This window comes from Dinoroseobacter sp. S124A (assembly GCF_049801015.1).
Lineage (GTDB): Bacteria > Pseudomonadota > Alphaproteobacteria > Rhodobacterales > Rhodobacteraceae > Dinoroseobacter.
This window is the reverse complement of record NZ_JBNAGD010000003.1, coordinates 233,185-248,399: the sequence shown is the minus strand read 5'-3', so window position 1 is coordinate 248,399 and position 15,215 is coordinate 233,185. Positions and strand designations below refer to the sequence as shown.

Genomic DNA, 15,215 nt, shown 5'->3' with positions numbered 1-15,215 from the left:
GCGCATCCTCCCATGGATCAGTTCAGAAAACCTATGTCGAGCGCCGGACCCCTTGCAAGACGCTTGCGACCGGCGGGCCAGACCGGCAGATTGCGCGCGGGAGGATATCCATGCAGACTTTTTCAATTGTCGTCTTCGACGGCGACGGGATCGGGCCCGAGATCATGGCACCGACGCTCGCGATCTTGACCCAGATTTCCGAGGCCGCGACCAGCTACAGGCTGGCCTTTGATCACCATCCGATGGGCGCGTCGCATTACGCCAAGACCGGCGAAGCCCTGCCCGAGGCCTCGGTCGAGGCCGCGCGGCAGTCGGACGCGATCCTGCTTTCGGCGATGGGTCTGCCCGATATCCGGTATCCGGACGGCACGGAAATCACGCCGCAAATCGATATCCGCATCGCGCTCGACCTCTATGCCGGGGTGCGCCCCGTTCGGATCGTGCCCGGTCATCCGACGCCGCTGGCTGCGCCGGGTCCGGTGGATTTCGTCCTGATCCGTGAAAGCACCGAGGGGCTCTTTCACACCAAGGGCACCGGCGAGGTCACCGAGGACTATGCCAAGGAAACCCTCAAGATCACCCGTGCCACCTCCGAGAAGCTGTTCCGGTTTGCCTTCGATCTGGCGGCCCAGCGCAAGGCAAGCGGACGCGGATCGGGCAAGGTGACCTGCGTGGACAAGGCCAACGTCTTCCGTGCCTTTGCTTATTTCCGCGAGCTCTTCGATGCCGAGGCCGCCAAGCATCCGGAGCTTGCGGCAGACCACGCCTATGTCGACGCCATGGCGCTCTGGATGGTGACGCGGCCCGGCGCGTTCGATGTGATGGTGACCGAGAACATGTTCGGCGACATTCTCAGCGATCTGGGCGCGGGCCTCATGGGCGGGCTCGGTCTCGCGCCGTCTGCCGATATCGGGGATGACAACGCGGTCTTCCAGCCGTGCCACGGCACGGCGCCGGACATCGCGGGCCAGGGCATTGCGAACCCGCTGGCGATGATCCTGTCGGCGGCCATGATGCTCGACTGGCTGGGCGTGCGCGCCGAGAATGCCGAGATCGCGGCGGATGGCGCGCGCCTGCGCGAGGCGGTAGAGGCGGTGCTGACCGAAGGGGCGATCCTCACCGGTGATCTGGGAGGCAAGGCCACCACCGAGGAGGCGGCCGCAGCCGTCGCGGCACAGCTGTGAGCTACCGCGTTGCCTGTGTCGGCGCCGGGTATTTCGCCCGGTTCCACTATGACGCCTGGGAGCGTCTGGATGACGCCACGCTTGTCGGGGCGGTGGACCGTGATCTGGACAAGGCGACAGCCACGGGTCTGCCCGGTTTTGCCACACTCGACGACCTGTTCGCTGTCGAGGTTCCCGAGATCCTCGACATCATCACCCCGCCCAAGACCCATGCGGCGGCAATCCGGCTGGCCATCTCCAAGGGCGTTCGCGCGATCATTTGCCAGAAACCCTTCTGCAGCAGCCTTGAGGAGGCCCATGCCGTCACCGCTGAGGCGGAGGCGGCGCAGATCCCCCTCATCATCCATGAGAATTTCCGCTTTCAGCCCTGGTACCGCGCCATGCGCGCCGCCATCGAGGATGGTGCGATCGGTGATCCGCGCCAACTCACCTTTCGCTTCCGCACGGGGGATGGCCGGGGACCCGAGGCCTATCTCGACCGGCAGCCCTATTTCCAGAGGATGCGCCGCCTGTTGGTGCAGGAAACAGCCGTCCATTGGATCGACACATTCCGCTACCTTCTGGGCCCGGCCACAGGGGTCTATGCGGATCTGCGCCGCGAGAACCCGGTCATCGCGGGCGAGGATGCGGGCTACATCCTGTTCGACTACGCCTCCGGGGCGCGGGCGTTGTTTGACGGCAATCGCCTGCTTGATCACGCAACGGAGAACCCGCGCCTGACCTTTGGCGAGGCTCTGCTGGAGGGGACGGACGCGACGCTAAGCCTCTGGGGCAATGGTTCGGTCACACGCCGGGTCTTTGGCGCAACCGACGAGACCGAGATCCTCGCCGCCCGAACCTATCCGGGCTTTGCGGGGGATTGCGTCTTTGCCCTGAATGCCCATGTGCTTGCCGCCTTGCGCGGGGAGCAGCCCTTCGAAAACGCGGCACGGGACTATCTCGAGGTGCGCCGGATGGAAGAGGCGGTCTACACCTCCGCCGCGGAGCAGCGCCGCCTGCCGCTCTGAACCCGGAGACGCCGCAAAAGCAAAGGGCGCGCCAGTGGCACGCCCTTTTTTTGATGTCAGCTCACGTTCCACGCTAATCCGCGTAGGCCACCGCAGGTAACCATGTGGTCAGCGCCGGGAACTCGAACACGATGAATAGCCCCAGAAGCTGCAGCATCACGAAGGGAATGATCCCCTTGTAGATGTGCCCAAGGCTCACCCCCGGCGGACATACCCCCTTCAGATAGAAGAGCGCGAAGCCCACTGGTGGCGTCAGGAAGCTCGTCTGCAACGTCACCGCCACGAGGATCGCGAACCACACGACCGCCGGGTCCCGCACCTGATCAAAGCCAGGCACCGCCAGTTCGAGGCCCTGAATGATCGGCAGCATCAGCGGCATGATGATGATCGTGATCTCGATCCAGTCCAGCAGGAACCCAAGCAGGAAGATGATGAACAGAATGAACAGCACGATCATGTAGGGATCCGAGAAGGCCGAGGTCACATAGCCCTGGATGATCTCATCCCCGCCATAGCGGCGCAGCACCAGCGCAAAGAAGTTCGCGGCCAGGAAGATCCCGACGATGTAACCGGCGGTGTTCAGGGTCGAACGGCTGACCTCCTTGAGAACCTTGAAGTTCAGCTTGCCGTTCAGCGCCGCCAGCACTGTCGCCCCAAAGGCGCCCAGCCCCGACGCCTCGGTCGGTGTCGCGAAGCCCGCAAAGATCGAGCCCAGCACGAGCAGGATCAGGAACATCGGCGGCACCACGGCGAGGAGCACGTCCTTGACCACCTCCCAGCCGACCTCACCCGTATGCTCGGGCACCGGCATCGCCTTGGGATTGATCAGACCGTAGATGACGATGAACACGATGTAGAGCGCACCGAGGATCAGCCCCGGGAAGAGCGCCCCCATGAACAGATCGCCCAGGCTGATGGCCAGCTGGTCCGACATGATCACGAGCATGATCGAGGGCGGGATCAGGATGCCCAGCGTCCCCGCCGAAGCAATCGTCCCCGTGGCGATCGGTTTCGAATAGTTCTGCTTCATCATCGCCGGCAGCGCCATGACCCCGAGCAGGGTCACCGATGCCCCGATCACACCCGTGGACGCCGCGAGAATGATCCCGATTAGCAGAACCGTCAGGGATAGCCCGCCGCGCAGGCCCCCGAACAGCTTCTGCATCGAATGCATCATCCGCTGGGCCACGCCGGACTGGTCCAGCATCAGGCCCATGAAAATGAACATCGGCAGGGCGACCAGAACCGGGTTCTTGACGATATTGCCGAACAGGCGCCCCGAGAGGACCTGCAATCGCTGGTAATCGATACCGGTCCGGTCGAAATCGATCACCTCGCGCAGCACAGACCGGTTCGGGTCGAGGAAGATCTCGGCGATCAGGGCAAAGACAAGGCTCACCCCGACCAGCGCATAGGCCACCGGGATGCCCCGGAACAGCATGAAAATGAAGACAACGAACATCCCCAACACGGCGATCTCGTTCAGTGTCAGGATGGGCGAAACCGCCTCAAGCAAGGTCAGCATAGGTTAAAACCTCGCCTCTTTGCGACGGTCCATCAGCCACGCGCCCGCGATGACGAGCAGGGTGACAACCGTCGTGATGATGATGGTGTAGGGGATCTCCTCCACACCGACTTCCCATTCGCCAAAGATCGGCATCCGCCCGATCTCGCGATCGGTGACATCGGCGGGCGTCGTAAGACGCAGGAACCACCAGATGCTGTAGAACACGATCAGGTTGATCAGGAACATGGTGGACGGGAACGCCCAGAGGAGCTGTTTCCACAGCAACGGCTCGGTCAGCTTGTCGAGGAACCGCACATAGGCCGCCCAGATCGCGATCCCGATAAAGGCGAAGGACACATTCATGACCACCTTCAGGAACCACAGGTTGTGCAGGCCGTTCGGACTGTCCGAGCCCTCATCGGCGATCACCGACGAGATGGCGTAGTGAACGGTGACGTCCCAGCACAGGATGATGAAGGGCAGAAACAACCAGACGAGGCCGAATATCTCGATCTTGGTCTTCTTTTGCTCCGAATAATTGTCGAACAGGATGTCCACGCGCACATGGCTGGTCGTGGTCACGGCATAGCCGATCCCCACCAGCACGGCCGCGCCGTAGAGCCACCATTGCAGGTCGTCCAGCCAGGCTTGGTTGAACCCCGAAGAGCGCAGCACCACCTGAGCGCAGATCGCGACCATCAGGATCGGGAACAACCACGCAGCGGCGTTCGAGACCCAGACAATACCTCTGTCACCGCGATTATGGACCGCGCGGTCCTTTTCGCCGGGATCAGAAAGTTTGATGATTTCGTCGGCTGGTTCCATGGCTCCCCCCGCCCTTGTTGCGTGCCCTCAGACACGAAAAAACCGGGGCGGGCCCTTGGCGCCGCCCCGGCTTGGTAGGCTCAGATCTTACCGCGGGCGCGGCAGATAGATGGTGTTACCCCAGGTCTTGTAGCCTTCACGGTACTCCTGCAGGTCGTCCCAGACTTCCTTGAAATACGCATCTTCGGCGGCCAGCTCGGCGGCAACCTCGTTCCAGGTGCTCTCGAAAGTGGCGAGCATCTCGTCGGGCCAGGTCTTGATGGTCACACCGTGCTGTTCGGTGTTCTCGATCATGGCCGCGAAGTTGGTCGCTTCGCCTTCGGCATAGTTGGTGGTGATGTTCGCGAGGCAGGCCACTTCGATCTGCTTCTGGCTGCGCTCATCCAGATCGTTCCAGCGATCCTTGTTGACCAGCAGTTCGAACATCGTGGCGGGCTGGTGCCAGCCGGGGAAGTAGTTGAACTTCGCGATGTTGTAGAAGCCGAGGCGCGCGTCGATGCGGGGCATCGAGAACTCGGTCGCGTCGATTGCCCCACGCTCCAGCGCCGGGAAGATGTCGCCACCGGCCAGCAGCGAGGTGGACACACCCAGACGCTGCATCACTTCGGCGCCGAGGCCGAAGAAGCGCATGTTCAGACCTTCGAGATCGGCCATCGAGGTGATCTCGTTCTTGAACCAACCGGAGGTTTCCGGGGCGATGATCCCGCAGGGCAGAACGTGGACGTTATAGCCTGCTTCGTCATACATGCGCTGATAGAGCTCGGCGCCGTCGTCATAGAGCATCCAGCCGAGGAATTCGCCCGCTTCGGGACCGAAGGGCACAGCCGCGAACAGCGATGCCGCGGTGATCTTGCCCTGCCAGTAGCCAGCGGTCGCATAGGACGCGTCCACCGACCCGTTGGACACTGCGTCCAGCGCTTCGAGTGTCGGGACCAGCTCGCCCGGATCGAAATGCTCGAACTCGACGCCTTCGGAGATGCTGTTGATCTTTTCGACGAAGTCGACGCCGGCGGTGCCGAGGATCGGCAGGTTCTTACCGAACGACGATGTCATCTCGAGGACTTCCTGCGCGGATGCCCCGGTCGCGGCAAGGCTCAGGCAGCTGATCGCCGCCATTGTTCTGAACTTCATGGATTTCCCTCCCTAGGTATCCCACGTGCTTTGGTAAAACTTTCTTACCATTTTCCGCAACTCAAAAAAGCTGCGAACACCACGTGAGCATTTAAAAAATAACTCGGCATGGCAAGGCGCAATTACCAAAAATTAGGTGCCTGATGTTAATAACAAAATTACCTGCCGGGGCATAGCCCGGGATGCACTCTACCCAATACTACGCAGGGGAGTCCGGGCTGCGGCAACGCTGGCTTCGATTCTGACCGGGGCCGTGGCCGGAGCCGGCGAAGGTACAATTTGCGCGATTTCGGGTGCTTTGTGTCGCAGCCATGCGCGACGGCCTCAACTAACCAGTGCGCTCCGGTTTGCGCGCAGTCCCCATATAGATGATCGCCGTTCCCGGCAGCCGCCCGAAAGTGAAATCACCCCTTCGCGTGATCCCGCGCGGACCAAGCCCGGTGAAGGCCCCGACCTCGAACTGCGCGCCCGACAGGGCATCCCGCAGCTCAGCCGGCTTGATGAACATCGCCGGATCATGGGTGCCTTTGGGCAGCAAGCCGAGCACATCCTCGGCCATGGTGATCACCGCCAACCGCGCAAGCGGGTTGCGATTGATCGTATCGAACAGAAACATCCCCCCGGGCCGCAGCACCCGCGAGACCTCGGCAATCACCTGCGCCAGATCCTCCACATGCTCCAGCACGTCAACGCAGACCACCACATCGAAGCGCGCATCGTCATAGGGCAGCGCCTCGCCCACCCCGGTATCATAGCGGATCTCGAGGCCCTCAGCCGCCGCATGGGCCCGGGCAGCCGCAATCGCCTTGGCCGCCGGATCGATCCCCGTGACCTGCGCGCCCTTGCGCGCGATGGCCTCGGCCATGAAACCGCCCGCGCAGCCGAGATCGAGCACGGCCTGCCCCTCCCACGCTGTGAAGCGGTCGAAATAGGCCAACCGCCCCGGTACCATGTTCTTCAGGGTGCGAACCCAGCGCACCTCATCTGTCCACCACTGATCGGCGCGGTCGTCATAGATCTGCAGGTCGTTGCGCTGCGGCGCGGGTCCATCAGGCATCGGTCCGTCCTCGTCTTGGGCCCCCGGGGATCCAGTAGGGCACCCGGGCCTGATAGGCGCGGAAGCGATCCCCATAGATCCTGAGAAAGCGTTGCTCCTTGAACCTCGGCGCGGTCACGCAATAGGCGGTGTAAACCGTCGCCACCAGCAGCTGATCCGGCGTCCAGACCGGCACGCACCACAGCGTCAGGGCAAAGGCCACATAGATCGGCTGGCGCACCACCCGAAAGAGACCGCGCTCCGGCATATCGGGAAACACCGGCCGTTGCCCGCGCAGCAGGGCCATCCAGCCCAGCGAGCCCGATTGCACCGTGGGCCCCGCATCGAACGACGCCTTGGTCAGGAGCAGCCAGCTCCCCCCATAGCAGAGGCACAGCACCCAGAATGCCACGCCCTCGGCGCGCCAGAGCACCACGCCAGAGGGGGTCCAGAGCGTGAAGAGAAGCAGCAATTGCAGCGACGCGATGGTCGCATAGACGGTCGTGGCCAGTGTCTGCCCATGGGGCGCCGGGGCCAGTCGCGCGAGCACGCGTCGCCCCCGGGGCGTCAGCAGCGCGGAATGGGCTAGGGGAAACTGCGCCAGCAACACGAGGTTCGCGATCCAGGCATAGGGCTGCGGCACCGCACCGAAGCCGGATTGCATGCCGGTGAACAACCCCACCAGCATCGCGAGCCCCGCCAAGGCAAAGATGCCATGGCAGACCGCGCCATAGGTCAGGGCAAGGCCCATACGGAACAAAGGAGTGTCGGAGGACGTCATAGGGGCGGAGCTAGCAGCGCCGCGCCCCCTGTCGAGGGGCCTGCGTCAAAACCCCGCCAAAACGGAAGATCCGCGTTTAGATGAAGACGAAGTCTTCGGCACCCAGGACATCCGCCTCGATCCCGAGCAGGACGGCCCGGTCTCCGCCGAAGCCGACCACGGTGCCAAAGGCGCGTTCGACCACCAGAATATCACTGAACGTCTGAGCAGACTCGAAGAAGAGCTGATCTTCCCCGTCGGTGAAATCCGTCACCACATCGAGACCGTCAGAGCCGGTCCCGGACAACACGAAGCCATCCGCGCCCGCACCCCCGGTGAGGACGTCAACGCCCCCTTCGCCCATGAGCACGTCGTCGCCATCGCCACCGATCAGCGTATCGAACCCGTCGCCTCCCAGCAGGTAGTTGTCCGCCGCATTGCCGGTCAGCGTGTCATTGCCCGATCCCGCCCGCGCGAATTCGATCACCGTATCGGTATAGATAATGAGATTGCCCTTGAGGCCGTTCACATCGCTGATCGATCCGGGCGTGAGATCAATTGTCTGGTTCTCGGTCACAGAGCCGAAATCCAGCGTATCCAACCCGCCATCATCGATGATCGTATAGGCGATCGGGTTCCGCGTGGTCATCAGCTCGTCGTAATAACCGCCCGCATTCGAGTTATCACCATAGGTGGTGTTCTCGGTGCGAAGACCGCCATCCACGCCATAGAGCTGCTGGATCGCGCGGATATCGGCGATCATCGGCGTGACGACATAGGCGAAGCTGGCGTCGATCGACGTATTTTCGGTCTGGCTGAAATACGACATGATCGACATCTGCCAGCTGTCATTGGAATAAAGCGCGTCCTTCGGATAGGTCGCGTTGCCATTGTAATTGCCCGCATGCTCCAGACCCAGCGCATGACCGATCTCGTGGATAAAGGTCTGGAAGGAATAGTTATCGATCGTCTCGCTATCCGTCCGGATCCAGGATTGCGAGATGTTGATCTTGGCCGTGTAGATCTCGTCGCGGCTGTTGGTGATCGGCTGGGCATAGGCGCCGGATTCGGTGTCATCAAACACGATCCCGCTCTCGGCAAAGCCAAAGGCGATCACATCCAGCTCGGTGATGTTGAACTCGATCCCGGTGGTCATGGTCCAGGCATCGAGCGCGAGCTCGGCATAGTACTGGCCCTTGTCGGTCAGGCGCGAGATATCGACATTGATCGCCTCGCCCGGATCCAGATCCCAGGACGTCTCGTTCGGATTGAAGAAACCGCTCTTGAGCTGGTCCGCGACCTCGTCCACGGAGTATTCCGGCAGGGTCGCTTCAAGCGTGACGCGCGCAAGCGCGCCGAGCATGGGAGCCTCGTGGTAAGTAAACCGTTCACGATCGGGATGCATTGCCTGGCAAATGGTACACATAATCAAAGCTCCGGGTCGCATGCTGCGACGGGGTTGTTAACTAGATCTTTTCGGCTGTATTGGCCGTCTGTTTTACTGGCAAACAAATTCTCTGTCATCCGGAACGTTACGTCCCGTTAAGGTTACTATCTCGCTTTGAGCGGCAGATTATCGCCTATTCGGCCACGGAAACGGTCTGAGCCTCCGCGGGGGTCACCCTATGGTCATTATGGTTAAGAGAACCTTAATTGGCGTCCCGGTCGCGGAGATTCTTGAGGACCGCCGGCCCGGAAAGCGGGCCGCGATCCTGTCCGCAAAACACCGGGGAAAAGCCGCGACGTTAACCAGCCATCTGACGGCTCAGGCAGTCTCAATCTCCTCCAGGCCAAGCTCTGCCACCATCTCCGCCCGCATGATGAATTTCTGCGGTTTGCCCGTGACGGTCATCGGCAGGTCGGACTTGAACCGGATCAGGGCGGGGATCTTGTAATGGGCGATCCGTTCGCGACAGAAGTCGAGGATGTCCTCCGCGCTCGGACTGGCGCCGGGCTTCACCACGATCCAGGCGCAACTGCGCTCGCCATAGCGGGCGTCGGGGATGCCAAAGACCTGCACTTGGCTGACATCCGGATGGGTATAGAGAAACTCCTCCACCTCGCGGGGATAGATGTTCTCGCCGCCCCGCACGATCATGTCCTTCACCCGCCCGGTGATCTTGCAAAACCCCTCGGCATCGAGGGTGGCCAGATCGCCCGTGTGCATCCAGCCCTCGGCATCTATGGCCTCGGCGGTGCGCTCGGGGTCCTCCCAATAGCCCTTCATAACGCAATAGCCCCGGGTCAGCAGCTCGCCCTGCATGCCCACGGGTACCGGATCGCCTGCCTCATCCACGATCTTCACCTCCACATGGGGCTGGATCCGGCCGACCGAGGTCACCCGCTTTTCCACCGGGTCATCGGTCGCCGATTGGAACGAGACAGGCGAAGTCTCGGTCATGCCATAGGCGATGGTCACCTCGCTCATATGCATGCGCGCCTGCACCTGCCGCATCACCTCGATCGGACAGGGCGCGCCGGCCATGATGCCCGTGCGCATCGTGCTGAGGTCAAAGCGCGCGAAGTCGGGATGTTCGAGCATGGTCACGAACATGGTCGGCACCGCATAAAGCGCCGTGCAGCGATGGGTCGACAGGGCCTCCAGCGTCACCAGAGGCTCGAAGCCCGGACCGGGGATGACCATGGTCGCGCCCTTGGTCACGCAGCCCAGCGTCCCCATCACCATGCCGAAACAATGATAGAACGGCACCGGAATGCAGAGCCGGTCCTCTGCCGTCAGGCGGATCGCATCGGTCACGGATGCCGCGTTGTTGACGATATTGTGGTGGGTCAGCGTCGCGCCTTTGGGCATCCCCGTGGTGCCGGATGTGAACTGGATGTTGATCGCGTCATGGGGGTCGAGGCCTGCCGCCAGCGCGTCGAGTTCCGCCGCCACCACATCGCGCCCGGACGCCAGAACCGCATCAAAGGCCAGCATCCCCGCCGGGGCCGTCCCGCCGGTGACGATCACAGCCCGCAGATCCGGCAGGCCCTCGGCGGCCAGCGCACCGGGGGCGGCGCTGGCAATCTCGGGCGCCAGCTCCGTCAGCATGGCCACATAGTCCGAGCTTTTGAAGGCAGGCGCGAGGATCAGCGCCGTGCACCCAGTCTTGGTCAGGGCATAGCGCAGCTCATGGGTGCGATAGGCCGGGTTGATATTCACGAGGATCAGCCCCAGCCGCGCAGTGGCGAATTGCGTCAGCAGCCACTCGGCACAATTCGGCGCCCACATGCCGACCCGGTCCCCGCGCACAAGGCCCAGCTGCGCGAAGCCCGAGGCCAGCTCATCGACCTTGCGGGCGAACTCTTCATAGGTCCAGACGATGTCCTGATCGGCGAAAATCGCTGCGGTCCGCGCGGGCTGGGCCGCCGCCGTCCGGCGCAGCAGATCCGGGATCGTCAGGTCGAGAAGCGGGCGCTCCGTCGCCCCGCGCACATGGCTGACGCCGTCATCCGGCGTGATTCCCAACCCCGCCCCGACCTGTCCCTGAACACTTTGACCCACGCCATCCTCCCCATTTTGCAAAGAAAGCGCCTAAACTCACGGCACTCCATGAACACATGAGGTGTCTCGACACCGCGCCTGTGTCAACTCCGCCCAAATCGTTAACAAATCGTTGCGAACGAGATCGGGTACGCTAGGTATACGTCCAGGAACTGGAGGTTGAGCCCCGCGGGGCTCTGCGTCACCGAACGAAAACGACAGCGCCCCGCGCAGTTGGAGGAGATCCAGATGACCAAGTTTGCCGTTCCAGATATCAACCGCTCCAGCCGGGTGTCGTCGATTCAGGATGCTCTGACCGAACTGGATCCGGATGCCGTCGTCGACACACATCCGGACAATTGCATCATCGAAGTGCGCACGCAGGAATCCGAGGCTGTCGTCCTGTCGGTCCTGAACCAGCTCGGCTTTGCGGCGAACGTGGCCCGCTAGACGCGGGCCGCTGCCACGTCAGCCATCCGAGCGCTCGGCATCAACCAGCTCTTCGAGCTGCGCCTGATCCACCAGCCCCGGCAAGATGGTCTCGCCCACCACGAAAGACGGCGTCCCCGTGATCCCCAGCGACTGAGCCAGCGCCATCGAGGTTTCGATATGCGCGGTCACCGCATCGGACTCCATATCCGTGCGCAACTGATCCGTGTCGAGCCCGACCTCTTCGGCGGCGGTCATGATCTGCGCCTCGCCAATCCGACCTGACAGCGCCATGAGCGCCCAGTGGAACTCTTCGTATTTGCCCTGCTCGCGCGCGGCCAGCGCGGCCCGCGAGGCGATCACGCTGTTCTCGCCAAGGATAGGAAATTCGCGGAACACGACACGCACTTCGGCATCCGCCGCGATCAGACCTTCGATCGTGGGCTTGGCCCGGCGGCAATAGGGGCAGTTATAGTCAAAGAACTCGATGACCGTGACATCGCCATCGGGATTGCCGAGCACCGGCGCGTTCTCGTCCCGCTCCAGCAGGTCGCGCTGGGTGGACAGGGTCTCGGCGGCAGCGGCAGCCTGCGCCTCGGCCTCACGTTCACGCAGGATCGCAACGGCATCCATGACGATCTGCGGGTTCTCCAGGATCGCTTCCAGCGCCAGCTCCTTGATGCGTGCGTCGCTCAGGTCCTGCGCCCCGGCGGGCAGGGCGAGACACAGGCTCAGGGCGGCGGTTGACAGCAGGTTTTTCATCGAAGTCTCCTCACGGTGGCGGTCCGAAACCGTCACGGGGTTGTCGCGCGCAGAATGTCCCAGATGCCGTGCCGCGTCAAAGCCATTGGCGGGATCTGGCGTTCGAGAAACAACATATTCAGAATGTTTGCCCTAGCCTCGCGGGGATGTGATGAGCGAATCGGTGATTGCTTGTTACCCCAAACCCGGATCTGAGAGCCGGGTTTACCGGCGGGGCAGGCCACGCCCGGCAACGTCCGGGCCATCGCGGGACATGAAGGAGAGTTGCCATGATTACCAAGCGCGCGTTTCTCGGGATGGGTCTGGCGACCTTCGCCACACCGGCTATCGCCCAAAGCGGGTTTCAACTCGACCCAAGGTTCGAACCCCGGGTCGTGCCCCTGCGCTATCCGTTCAAGGCGGGTCAGATCATCGTCGTGCCCACGGCGCATTACCTCTATCTCGTGCAATCGGACCGGACGGCGCTGCGCTATGGCGTCGGGGTCGGCAAGGCCGGGCTGGAATTTAAGGGGAATGCCACGATCAAGCGCAAGGCCGTCTGGCCCAGCTGGCGTCCAACGGACGAGATGATCGAGCGGGATCCCCGCAGCTATGCGAAATACGCCGATGGGGTCCCCGGCGGTCCGGACAACCCTTTGGGCGCCCGGGCGCTCTATCTCTATCAGGGGAATGTGGACACCTATTTCCGCATTCACGGCACCACCCAGCCCCGGTCGATCGGCCGGTCGGTCTCCAACGGCTGCATCCGGATGATCAACGAGCATGTCATCGACCTTTATGAGCGGGTGCCCACGGGAACGCTGGTGACCGTGCTCTGACGCTCGCAAGCTCGTGACCAGAGTTTGATTGCACCTGCCGCCCGCAGACGGCAGGTCTGCAAATGTGTCCTCTCGTTCCTGAGACGACGCGGGCCTATATAATAGTGAAGTCTGAGTCTCAGGATATGCACGCGTGAGCCGAATTCTCAAAGACCTGACCCGCCGCGCGCGGGGTGTCGGATACGCGCTCGCGCTGGCGAGCGGGCTTGTTGCCTTTGCCGGGCCCAGCCCCGCGGCGCAGTCCGAGCCCCATGTCTCGCCCATATCGACGGCCCGTCTGGTCACCGCCGAGAACGGGATCGCGCCAGACGCACGCTACCTGTCCGCCGGGATCGCGGTGACGCTCGAGGATGCCTGGAAAACCTATTGGCGCTCGCCGGGCGAGGTGGGTCTGCCCCCCGAAGTGACATGGGAAGGCTCCGAGAACATCGCGGAGGTCGAGTTTCTCTTCCCCGCGCCCACCCGGTTTCGCGCCTTCGGGATCGAGAATTTCGGCTACGCGGATGAGGTGACTTTCCCGCTCAAGGTCACGCTCGCCGATCCCGGCGCGCCTGCCCAGCTCTCGGCGCAGGTGAACCTGCTCGTCTGCGCGGATATCTGCGTGCCGGAGACCTTTGAGCTGTCCCTGCCTCTCGCACCGGGGGAGGGCGTGGATCTCGACGCGGCGTCGCTGATCGCCGATGCCGCCAGTCAGGTGCCCGAAGCACCGGAGCGGTTCGGCGCCAGCCTGACCTCTGCCGCACTGACCGATGACGGCACGGCCCTGGTTCTGTCAGTGGCGCGCGCAGGCGGCTGGACCGACCCGGATGTCTTTCCCGAGATGGGCGAGTTCACGGCCTTTGGCGTGCCAGATATCCGCGTCGAGGGCGACGCGCTTTGGGCCCAGCTGCCGATCCTGTCGGAGCCGGTGACGGGCGAAGAACCCCTCCGGCTCACCCTCACCGATGGGGCCGTGGCCATCGACCTGCAGGATGTCGCGCTGGACGCGACCGCGCCTGCCCCGCCCTATGATGCGACCCAGGCCGCCGGATCGGCGGTGACCGAGCTTCTCTGGATCGCACTAGTGGCGGTGCTGGGCGGGCTGATCCTCAACGTGATGCCCTGTGTCCTGCCGGTGCTGTCGATCAAGTTCGCCTCGGCGCTCAAGGCCAAGGACCACTCCCCTGCGCGGGTGCGCGTCGGGTTCCTGATGTCCGCAGCAGGGGTGCTGGCCTTCATGTGGGCGCTCGCCGCTGGGACCCTGGCCGCGCGCGGTATGGGGGTCTCGGTGGGGTGGGGCCTGCAGTTCCAGAACCCCTATTTCCTCGTGGCGCTGCTGGCCATCCTTGCCGTGTTCGCCGCAAATCTGGCCGGATTGTTCGAAATCGCCCTGCCCCAGGGGCTGATGACGCGCATGGCGTCGGACAAGGGCTCGGGCTATCTCGGGGATTTCGCGACCGGGGCCTTTGCCGCCGTGCTCGCGACCCCCTGTTCCGCGCCTTTCCTCGGGACCGCCATCGCCTTTGCCATGGCCGGGCGCCCGATTGATATCGTGGTGATCTTCACCGCGCTCGGGCTGGGTCTGGCCCTGCCCTATCTGTTGATCGCCGCCGCGCCGGGGCTGATCCGCTACCTGCCGAAACCGGGCGCCTGGATGGTCACGCTGAAATTCGTGCTCGCGGCCCTGTTGCTTCTGACCGCGGCCTGGTTGCTCTTTGTCCTGATCGGTGTGGCGGGCCCGTCCGCAGCGCTCTGGACGGCGGGGACGCTCGCGATCCTTGTGCTGATCCTGTCTCCTCTGGGCGCGCGCCTGTCCCGCGCCCGCACCCCGGTGGCCGCCGCGGCCCTGATCGCGGCGTTCCTTCTGCCCGTTGGTCCGACCCCGACCAGCGCCGAGAGCGGCGATGCCCTGACGGCCTCGGACTGGGTGGTGTTTGACCGCTCCGAGATCCCGCGCCGCGTGGCAGCGGGCGAGGTGGTCTTCGTGGATGTGACGGCGGATTGGTGCCTGACCTGCAAGGCCAACAAGGCGCTGGTGCTCGACCGTGACCCGGTGGCCAGCCTGCTGAAATCCGACAGCGTGACGCCCATGCGCGCGGACTGGACGCGCCCGAGCGACGTGATCGCGGCCTATCTCAAGAGCTTTGGCCGCTTCGGCATTCCGTTCAATGTGGTCTACGGCCCCGCCGCGCCCGAAGGCATCCCCCTGCCCGAGATCCTGAGCGCCGAGACCGTGTCCGAAGCCCTGCGCGAGGCGGGCTTGCGCCAGATCGCCCTGGCCACGCAGTAATCC

General features: G+C 63.5%; 13 protein-coding genes. 5 read left to right on the top strand and 8 right to left on the bottom strand.

The features are described from left to right. Window positions 1-110 precede the first annotated feature (110 nt). Window positions 111-1,184, top strand: a complete 1,074-nt coding sequence (locus tag ACP15I_RS09000) for an isocitrate/isopropylmalate dehydrogenase family protein (RefSeq protein WP_424974799.1) — start codon at window positions 111-113, stop codon at window positions 1,182-1,184. Continuing rightward, window positions 1,181-2,191 carry a Gfo/Idh/MocA family protein gene (locus ACP15I_RS08995; RefSeq protein WP_424974798.1) on the top strand — a complete coding sequence of 337 codons (1,011 nt, stop codon included), beginning with the start codon at window positions 1,181-1,183 and terminating at the stop codon, window positions 2,189-2,191. The genes ACP15I_RS09000 and ACP15I_RS08995 overlap by 4 nt, the downstream gene beginning before the upstream one ends. Window positions 2,192-2,264: 73 nt before the next feature. Here ACP15I_RS08995 and ACP15I_RS08990 read toward each other — a convergent pair whose 3' ends face one another. From ACP15I_RS08990 to ACP15I_RS08960, 7 genes are all read right to left on the bottom strand, one after another. Continuing rightward, entirely contained in the window at window positions 2,265-3,716 is a 1,452-nt protein-coding gene (locus ACP15I_RS08990; RefSeq protein WP_424966266.1) for a TRAP transporter large permease, read from the bottom strand. A 3-nt stretch (window positions 3,717-3,719) separates the two neighbouring features. Further along, complete coding sequence (locus tag ACP15I_RS08985; RefSeq protein WP_424974797.1) at window positions 3,720-4,523, bottom strand: TRAP transporter small permease subunit; 804 nt, start codon at window positions 4,521-4,523, stop codon at window positions 3,720-3,722. Between the two features lie 87 nt (window positions 4,524-4,610). Further along, window positions 4,611-5,654 carry a TRAP transporter substrate-binding protein gene (locus ACP15I_RS08980; protein WP_424974796.1) on the bottom strand — a complete coding sequence of 348 codons (1,044 nt, stop codon included), beginning with the start codon at window positions 5,652-5,654 and terminating at the stop codon, window positions 4,611-4,613. A gap of 328 nt (window positions 5,655-5,982) precedes the next feature. Next, the gene (gene ubiG / locus ACP15I_RS08975; RefSeq protein WP_424974795.1) at window positions 5,983-6,711 is read right to left on the bottom strand and encodes a bifunctional 2-polyprenyl-6-hydroxyphenol methylase/3-demethylubiquinol 3-O-methyltransferase UbiG; all 729 of its coding nucleotides are present in this window, start codon (window positions 6,709-6,711) and stop codon (window positions 5,983-5,985) included. Next, window positions 6,704-7,471, bottom strand: coding sequence for a methyltransferase family protein (locus tag ACP15I_RS08970; RefSeq protein WP_424974794.1), 768 nt, complete (start codon window positions 7,469-7,471; stop codon window positions 6,704-6,706). The genes ubiG and ACP15I_RS08970 overlap by 8 nt, the downstream gene beginning before the upstream one ends. A 76-nt stretch (window positions 7,472-7,547) precedes the next feature. Continuing rightward, complete coding sequence (locus tag ACP15I_RS08965; RefSeq protein ID WP_424974793.1) at window positions 7,548-8,813, bottom strand: M10 family metallopeptidase; 1,266 nt, start codon at window positions 8,811-8,813, stop codon at window positions 7,548-7,550. 402 nt (window positions 8,814-9,215) lie between these two features. After that, window positions 9,216-10,955, bottom strand: a complete 1,740-nt coding sequence (locus ACP15I_RS08960; RefSeq protein ID WP_424974792.1) for an AMP-binding protein — start codon at window positions 10,953-10,955, stop codon at window positions 9,216-9,218. A 228-nt stretch (window positions 10,956-11,183) separates the two neighbouring features. Here ACP15I_RS08960 and ACP15I_RS08955 point away from each other — a divergent pair, with 228 nt between their 5' ends. Next, entirely contained in the window at window positions 11,184-11,384 is a 201-nt protein-coding gene (locus tag ACP15I_RS08955; protein ID WP_424966259.1) for a hypothetical protein, read from the top strand. Window positions 11,385-11,402: 18 nt separating this feature from the next. Here ACP15I_RS08955 and ACP15I_RS08950 read toward each other — a convergent pair whose 3' ends face one another. After that, window positions 11,403-12,125 (bottom strand): DsbA family protein, encoded by a 723-nt coding sequence (locus tag ACP15I_RS08950; protein ID WP_424966258.1) that lies wholly within the window; start codon window positions 12,123-12,125, stop codon window positions 11,403-11,405. Between the two features lie 269 nt (window positions 12,126-12,394). On the opposite strand from ACP15I_RS08950, the gene ACP15I_RS08945 reads away from it, so the two are divergent. Beyond that, a complete protein-coding gene (locus ACP15I_RS08945; protein WP_424974791.1) occupies window positions 12,395-12,943 on the top strand; it encodes a L,D-transpeptidase in 549 nt (182 codons plus the stop codon). A gap of 133 nt (window positions 12,944-13,076) precedes the next feature. After that, window positions 13,077-15,212 (top strand): protein-disulfide reductase DsbD family protein, encoded by a 2,136-nt coding sequence (locus ACP15I_RS08940; RefSeq protein WP_424974790.1) that lies wholly within the window; start codon window positions 13,077-13,079, stop codon window positions 15,210-15,212. Window positions 15,213-15,215 lie beyond the last annotated feature (3 nt).

What these genes read in the sequence shown, in the direction of transcription:
- ACP15I_RS09000 (WP_424974799.1), top strand. Translation starts at nt 111, where the DNA reads ATGCAGACTTTTTCAATTGTCGTCTTCGACGGCGACGGGATCGGGCCC.
- ACP15I_RS08990 (WP_424966266.1), bottom strand. Translation starts at nt 3,716, where the DNA reads ATGCTGACCTTGCTTGAGGCGGTTTCGCCCATCCTGACACTGAACGAG.
- ACP15I_RS08985 (WP_424974797.1), bottom strand. Translation starts at nt 4,523, where the DNA reads ATGGAACCAGCCGACGAAATCATCAAACTTTCTGATCCCGGCGAAAAG.
- ACP15I_RS08980 (WP_424974796.1), bottom strand. Translation starts at nt 5,654, where the DNA reads ATGAAGTTCAGAACAATGGCGGCGATCAGCTGCCTGAGCCTTGCCGCG.
- ubiG (WP_424974795.1), bottom strand. Translation starts at nt 6,711, where the DNA reads ATGCCTGATGGACCCGCGCCGCAGCGCAACGACCTGCAGATCTATGAC.
- ACP15I_RS08970 (WP_424974794.1), bottom strand. Translation starts at nt 7,471, where the DNA reads ATGACGTCCTCCGACACTCCTTTGTTCCGTATGGGCCTTGCCCTGACC.
- ACP15I_RS08965 (WP_424974793.1), bottom strand. Translation starts at nt 8,813, where the DNA reads ATGCTCGGCGCGCTTGCGCGCGTCACGCTTGAAGCGACCCTGCCGGAA.
- ACP15I_RS08955 (WP_424966259.1), top strand. Translation starts at nt 11,184, where the DNA reads ATGACCAAGTTTGCCGTTCCAGATATCAACCGCTCCAGCCGGGTGTCG.
- ACP15I_RS08950 (WP_424966258.1), bottom strand. Translation starts at nt 12,125, where the DNA reads ATGAAAAACCTGCTGTCAACCGCCGCCCTGAGCCTGTGTCTCGCCCTG.
- ACP15I_RS08945 (WP_424974791.1), top strand. Translation starts at nt 12,395, where the DNA reads ATGATTACCAAGCGCGCGTTTCTCGGGATGGGTCTGGCGACCTTCGCC.